This window comes from Hydrogenophaga sp. 2FB, assembly GCF_005503365.1.
Classification (GTDB): Bacteria; Pseudomonadota; Gammaproteobacteria; order Burkholderiales; family Burkholderiaceae_C; genus Hydrogenophaga.
In genome coordinates, this window is sequence record NZ_SCML01000105.1 from 1 (window position 1) to 6,383 (window position 6,383).

Below are 6,383 nucleotides of genomic sequence, written 5' to 3' on the forward strand. Positions count from 1 at the left end.
GGGCATCAACAACACCATCAAGGTCATCAAGCGCCGAGCCTATGGCTACCGCGATGAGGAGTACTTCTTCCTCAAGATCCGGGCCGCCTTCCCCGGTATTCCTCGATGAACCATAAAAAAGCCCGGCGCTTTCGCGCCGGGCTGCAGGTCAACTCAACGAAGACTCAGGGCTTGGCGGACGTTGGGAACGGCCAAGCGGCTTGAGGGTTGAGCTTCGTCTGCGCTGCAGGTGCCGCAGGGGCTGCCGGCTTCTTGGCCGGCTCAGCTTTTTTTGCTGGGGCTGCCTTTTTCGCAGGGGCTGCCTTCTTTACAGCGGCCTTCTTCGCAGGAGCCTTCTTCGCAGCTGCCTTTTTCGCAGGGGCGGCCTTCTTCGCAGGAGCAGCCTTTTTCGCGGCTACCTTCTTCGCAGGCGCCTTCTTGGCAGCGGCTTTCTTCGCCGGAGCCTTCTTCGCTGCAACCTTCTTGACGGCTACCTTCTTCGCAGGCGCCTTTTTAGCAGCAGCCTTCTTCGCAGGCGCCTTCTTGGCCGCGACCTTCTTGACGGCTACCTTTTTGGCAGGTGCCTTCTTCTTGGCCGGAGCAGCTTTCTTCGCTGCTACCTTCTTCGCAGGTGCTGCTTTTTTAGCTGCAGCTTTTTTGGCCGGAGCGGCCTTCTTCGCAGCGGCCTTTTTGGCCGGGGCTTTTTTCGCAGTTGCCATTATTTTCTCCTTGATCAAGTTGCAAAGAGCACTTCAACCAGCCTTGTTGCCGGCGAAGTGATTCAACTCCCTGGGGTCCTGTGGATGCATCCACGGTAGGCCCCAAGGCACTGAATGCTGTGACAAAACCCCATTGCCGGCGTCGTCGCGCCGTTGTGCATGGGGTTTTGATTGAACGAAACACATGTGGTTGTGTGATGGGTCGGGTATGGGCAATGCGGCTCCGGCTGCAGTGGCATCAATCCCAGGAAAGGGCACCGCCGGTTTGGTATTCGATCACGCGCGTTTCAAAGAAATTGCGTTCCTTCTTGAGGTCGATCATCTCGCTCATCCAGGGGAACGGGTTCTCTTCGTTCGGGAACATCGGCTCCAGGCCAATCTGCGTGGCACGGCGGTTGGCGATGTAGCGCAGGTAGCCCTTGAACATCGAGGCGTTCATGCCGAGCACGCCGCGCGGCATGGTGTCTTCGGCGTAGCGGTACTCGAGTTCGACAGCCTTGAGGAACAGCTGCTTGATCTCTTCCTTGAATTCGCTGGTCCACAGCATCGGGTTCTCCATCTTGATCGCGTTGATCAGATCGATGCCGAAGTTGCAGTGCATGGACTCGTCGCGCAGGATGTACTGGTACTGCTCGGCCGCACCGGTCATCTTGTTCTGGCGGCCCAGCGCCAGGATCTGGGTGAAGCCGACGTAGAAGAACAGGCCTTCCATCAGGCAGGCGAACACGATCAGGCTTTTGAGCAGCGTCTGATCGGTCTGCGGCGTGCCGGTGTGGAAGTTCGGGTCCATGATCGCTTCGATGAAGGGGATCAGGAACTGGTCCTTGTCGCGGATCGACTGGACTTCGTTGTAGGCGTTGAAGATCTCGGACTCGTCCAGACCCAGCGACTCCACGATGTATTGGTAAGCGTGCGTGTGGATCGCTTCTTCAAAGGCCTGGCGCAACAGGAACTGGCGGCACTCGGGCGCCGTGATGTGGCGGTAGGTGCCCAGCACGATGTTGTTGGCGGCGAGCGAATCGGCGGTGACGAAGAAACCGAGGTTGCGCTTGACGATGCGGCGCTCGTCTTCGGTCAGGCCGTTGGGATCTTTCCAGAGCGCGATGTCGCGGCTCATGTTCACTTCCTGCGGCATCCAGTGGTTGGCGCAGGTGGCGAGGTACTTTTCCCAGGCCCACTTGTATTTGAACGGCACCAGCTGGTTGACGTCGGTCTGGCCGTTGATGATGCGCTTGTCGGCTGCGTTGACGCGGCGCGCAGGCGCTGCTGCGGCGGCTTGTGGAGAGGTCGCGGTGTTGATCGAAGCGGGGGAGGGAGAAGTGCGCTCACCGGATGATGAGGACAGTGGTGCTTGCAGGCCCGACGTGCCGGTGGGCAGTGGGCTGTTCGCTGGCTTCGATGAGGGCGTGATGTGATCGTCCCAGGTCAACATAGAGGTTTCCAATGTTCGGATTATGAAAGTGTGTGCATGAAATGCAAAGTGATCAGACGATATGCGCACATTTTGTGTTGCGGTGTTGCATCGAATTGCATTCGATGAGCACCACAACACGTGCGCGCATGCCGCATCAGATCACTGACACGCTTCGCAACCCTGGTCGTCGATGGCACAGAACTTCACATCGGTGGCCGGTCCTGCATCGACCGATGCGGTGGAGGCAACCGGTTCCGATTGAATGGCAACGGCGTTGAGTTGGCCGGCGCGGCCGGTGGACTTCTCCGCTTGCGTGGCCGAGGTCGTGCGCAGGTAGTAGGTGGTCTTGAGGCCGCGCAGCCACGCGAGCTTGTAGGTGTCGTCGAGCTTCTTGCCCGATGCGCCGGCCATGTAGATGTTCAGGCTCTGTGCCTGGTCGATCCACTTCTGGCGGCGCGCGGCGGCTTCCACCAGCCACAGCGGCTCCACTTCGAACGCGGTGGCGTACAGCGCCTTCACGTCTTGCGGCACGCGGTCGATCGGGCGCAGCGAACCGTCGAAGTGCTTGAGGTCCATGACCATCACGTCGTCCCACAGGCCCAGGCGTTTGAGGTCCTTCACCAGGTAGCCGTTGATGACGGTGAACTCGCCCGACAGGTTGGACTTGACCGAGAGGTTGCCGAAGCAAGGCTCGATGGACGCGTCCACACCGACGATGTTGGAGATGGTGGCGGTGGGCGCGATCGCGATGCAGTTGGAGTTGCGCATGCCGTCGGCGGCGATCTTCTGGCGAAGCGCATCCCAGTCCAGGCTGCTGGAGCGGTCCACGTCGACATAACCACCGCGCTCGCGGGCCAGCATGTCCAGCGTGTCGGACGGCAGGATGCCCTTGTCCCACAGCGAGCCACGGTAGCTGGCGTAACGACCCCGCTCGCGGGCGAGTTCGGTCGAGGCCCAGTAGGCGTAGTAGCAGATGGCTTCCATCGAGCGGTCGGCGAACTCCACCGCTTCGTTGGAGGCGTAGGGGATGCGCAGTTCGTACAGCGCGTCCTGGAAGCCCATGAGACCCAGGCCCACCGGGCGGTGGCGCATATTGGAATCGCGCGCCTTCTTGACCGCGTAGTAGTTGATGTCGATCACGTTGTCGAGCATGCGCATGGCGGTCTTGATGGTCGCCTGCAGCTTGTCGTGGTCGAGCACCTTGGCACCGTCGTCACCCAGCTTGACGTGGTTGAGCAGGTTGACCGAGCCCAGGTTGCACACGGCGGTTTCGGTGTCGCTGGTGTTGAGCGTGATCTCGGTGCAGAGGTTGGAGCTGTGGACCACGCCGACGTGTTGCTGCGGGCTGCGCACGTTGCAGGCGTCCTTGAAAGTGATCCAGGGGTGGCCGGTTTCGAACAGCATCGAGAGCATCTTGCGCCACAGGTCGCTGGCGGGCACCTTGCGGTACGGCTTGATCTCGCCGCGCGCCGCTTTCTCTTCGTAGGCCACGTAGGCCTTTTCGAAGTCGGCGCCGAACAGGTCGTGCAGGTCGGGCACGTTGTTGGGCGAGAACAGGCTCCACTCGCCCTTTTCCATCACGCGCTTCATGAACAGATCGGGGATCCAGTTCGCGGTGTTCATGTCGTGCGTGCGGCGGCGGTCGTCACCGGTGTTCTTGCGCAGTTCCAGGAATTCTTCAATGTCCAGGTGCCAGGTTTCCAGGTAGGTGCAGACCGCGCCCTTGCGCTTGCCGCCCTGGTTCACCGCCACGGCGGTGTCGTTCACCACTTTAAGGAAAGGCACGACGCCTTGCGACTCGCCGTTGGTGCCCTTGATGTGGGAGCCCAGGGCGCGCACGCGCGTCCAGTCGTTGCCCAGGCCGCCCGCAAATTTGGAGAGCAGCGCGTTTTCCTTGATCGACTCGTAGATGCCGTCGAGGTCGTCGGGCACGGTGGTCAGGTAGCAGCTGGAGAGCTGCGAGCGCAGGGTGCCGGCGTTGAAGAGCGTCGGGGTGGACGACATGAAGTCGAACTTGGAGAGCACTTCGTAGAATTCGATCGCGCGGGCTTCGCGGTCGACCTCGCCCAGCGACAGGCCCATGGCCACGCGCATGAAGAAGGACTGCGGCAGTTCGATGCGCGTCTTGCGCACGTGCAGGAAGTAGCGGTCGTACAGGGTCTGCAGGCCGAGGTAGTCGAACTGCAGGTCGCGCTCGGGCTTGAGCGCGGCGCCCAGGCGGGCCAGGTCGAACTGCAGCAGCTTTTCGTCGAGCAGGTCGTTGTCCACGCCCTTCTTGATGAATTGCGGGAAGTAGTCGGCGTAGCGCGCGCCCATCTGGTCGGCCGGCACTTCCTCGCCCATCACTTCCTTGACGATGGTGTGCAGCAGCAGGCGCGCCGTGGCGTAGGTGTAGTCGGGGTCTTTCTCGATCAGCGTGCGGGCCGCCAGGATGGAGGCCTTGTAGACCTCTTCGATCGGCACGCCGTCGTACAGGTTGCGCTTGGTCTCGGCCACGATCGGGTCGGCCTTGACGTCCTTGCCCAGGCCGCTGCAGGCATTGGCGATCAGGTTTTGCAGGCGCTGCAGGTCGAGCGGCACGCGTTGGCCGCCGTCGATCACGTGCAGCGCGGGTTCGGCGGGGTGCGCGGCTTCGGCCTGGTGGGCGCGTTCCTGGGTGCGGCGCTCGCGGTAGAGCACGTAGGCGCGCGCGACTTCGTGGTGGCCGCTGCGCATCAGGCCCAGCTCGGCCTGGTCCTGCACGTCTTCAATATGGAAGGTGCCGCCACCGGGGCGCGAGCGCATCAGGGCGCGCGCCACGTTCTGCGTCAAGGCGTCCACGGTTTCGCGCACGCTGGCCGAGGCGGCGCCTTGGGTGCCGTGCACCGCCAGGAAGGCTTTCATCAAGGCCACGGCGATCTTGCCCGGCTCGAAGGGCACCACGGCGCCGTTGCGGCGGATGATCTGGTAATTGGAAAAAACCGAGCTGCTCGCGCTCAGCGGAGCCGCCGCGGGCGAACCGGCGGGGGACTTCAGCGAAGCGGGGGATGGGGTGGTGTTGGTGGAAGCGGTCAGCATGGTTCCTCTTTCATTTGTTGTGTGTGGACGGCTTCAGGGGGCGCGTTGTCCGGAAGCAGTGCCGGTGACATTGAGGCTTCGGCGTCGCATCGGGAGCCGATGCGGTGCCGGATAAAGGCGGTTTCCGAAACTCAAGGTAGACACTATATCTGGTGTGCATGTCATCTTCAAGCCACTACCGGTAGTGTTTTCATCAGGGTGGGTACCCTGGGGCGGTACGGTCTTTTCGTCAGGTAAAAAATGCGCGCCTGTCAGGGTTCAATCTACACCGATGGACGGCCGGCGAACAGGCGAAACGTCTGAATTTGTGAGCGCCAATTCAACATGGCTGCGCGCTGCGGCACGATTTGCCCGCGCCGGGCGCGCCGTTGCAGGAAGACCCGGCGACGCCCGTTTGTGGCGCTCGCGAACGTCAGTCGGTGGACGCGCCGCGCTGAAGTGTCGCCTGAGGGAAACAGGTGTCGCCCCAACCCAGGCTGTGTTGCAGGCGGGCCCAGTCAAAACCGGGGCCGGGGTCCTGTTTGCGGCCCGGCGCGATGTGCTCGTGGCCGGCGATGTGGGCCACTGGATAGCGTTGCGCCAGTTGCAGACACAGGCGCGTCAGCGTGGCGTATTGATCGGCTTCGAAGCGCTCGCCTTCGAGTCCTTCGAGTTCGATGCCGATGGAGTCGTCGTTGCAGTTGTCGCGCCCGCGCCAGCGCGATGGGCCGGCGTGCCAGGCGCGCGCGTCCGCGTCGACGAACTGCAGCAATTCGCCGCTGCGCCGCACGAAGAAGTGCGATGACACTTCCATGCCGCGGATCTGCTCGAAATAGGGGTGGGCGCTCCAGTCGAGCTGGTTGGTGAAGAGTTGTTCCACCTCCGGGCCGCCGTACACGCCGGGTGGCAGGCTGATGGAGTGGATGACGATGAGGTCGATGTGCGCACCGTCGGGCCGCGGGCCGAAGTTGGGCGATGGGCAATGGCGCGCGGTCTGCAGCCAGCCGCCGCGCCAGGGCTCAGGGGGTTTCGTCATCGTCCGATGAGGGCATGGAGATGCCCAGGCGCTGGATGCGGTAGCGCATCTGGCGCAGGTTCAGACCGAGGCGGGCGGCGGCGGCCGTGCGGTTGAAATCGCTTTCGCGCAGCGCCTTGAGCAGTACCTGCCGTTCCTGGTCGTCCAGGTAGGTCTGCAGGTCGGTGGGGATGTCGACGGGTGCGGGCTGCGTGGGGGG

At 62.7% G+C, this 6,383-nt stretch carries 6 protein-coding genes; 1 reads left to right on the forward strand and 5 read right to left on the reverse strand.

What is annotated here, in order from left to right; translation table 11 throughout:
• Nucleotides 1-109: transposase (locus FFS09_RS30185; RefSeq protein WP_137919931.1), on the forward strand; the 109-nt coding region annotated here is incomplete at its 5' end.
• A 55-nt stretch (nt 110-164) separates the two neighbouring features.
• Here the strand turns inward: FFS09_RS30185 and FFS09_RS30190 are convergent.
• The 5 genes from FFS09_RS30190 to FFS09_RS30210 all read right to left on the reverse strand — a co-directional run.
• Nucleotides 165-698, reverse strand: a complete 534-nt coding sequence (locus FFS09_RS30190) for a histone H1-like DNA-binding protein (RefSeq protein ID WP_137922595.1) — start codon at nt 696-698, stop codon at nt 165-167.
• A gap of 238 nt (nt 699-936) precedes the next feature.
• On the reverse strand, nt 937-2,130 hold the full coding sequence (locus FFS09_RS30195) for a ribonucleotide-diphosphate reductase subunit beta (protein WP_137922596.1): 1,194 nt from the start codon (nt 2,128-2,130) through the stop codon (nt 937-939).
• A 141-nt stretch (nt 2,131-2,271) separates the two neighbouring features.
• On the reverse strand, nt 2,272-5,169 hold the full coding sequence (locus FFS09_RS30200; RefSeq protein WP_137922597.1) for a ribonucleoside-diphosphate reductase subunit alpha: 2,898 nt from the start codon (nt 5,167-5,169) through the stop codon (nt 2,272-2,274).
• 412 nt (nt 5,170-5,581) lie between these two features.
• On the reverse strand, nt 5,582-6,184 hold the full coding sequence (ampD, locus tag FFS09_RS30205) for a 1,6-anhydro-N-acetylmuramyl-L-alanine amidase AmpD (protein WP_137922598.1): 603 nt from the start codon (nt 6,182-6,184) through the stop codon (nt 5,582-5,584).
• Nucleotides 6,168-6,383 (reverse strand): helix-turn-helix domain-containing protein (locus FFS09_RS30210; protein WP_212745190.1); only part of this gene is annotated, 216 nt, incomplete at its 5' end. The genes ampD and FFS09_RS30210, both read right to left, overlap by 17 nt.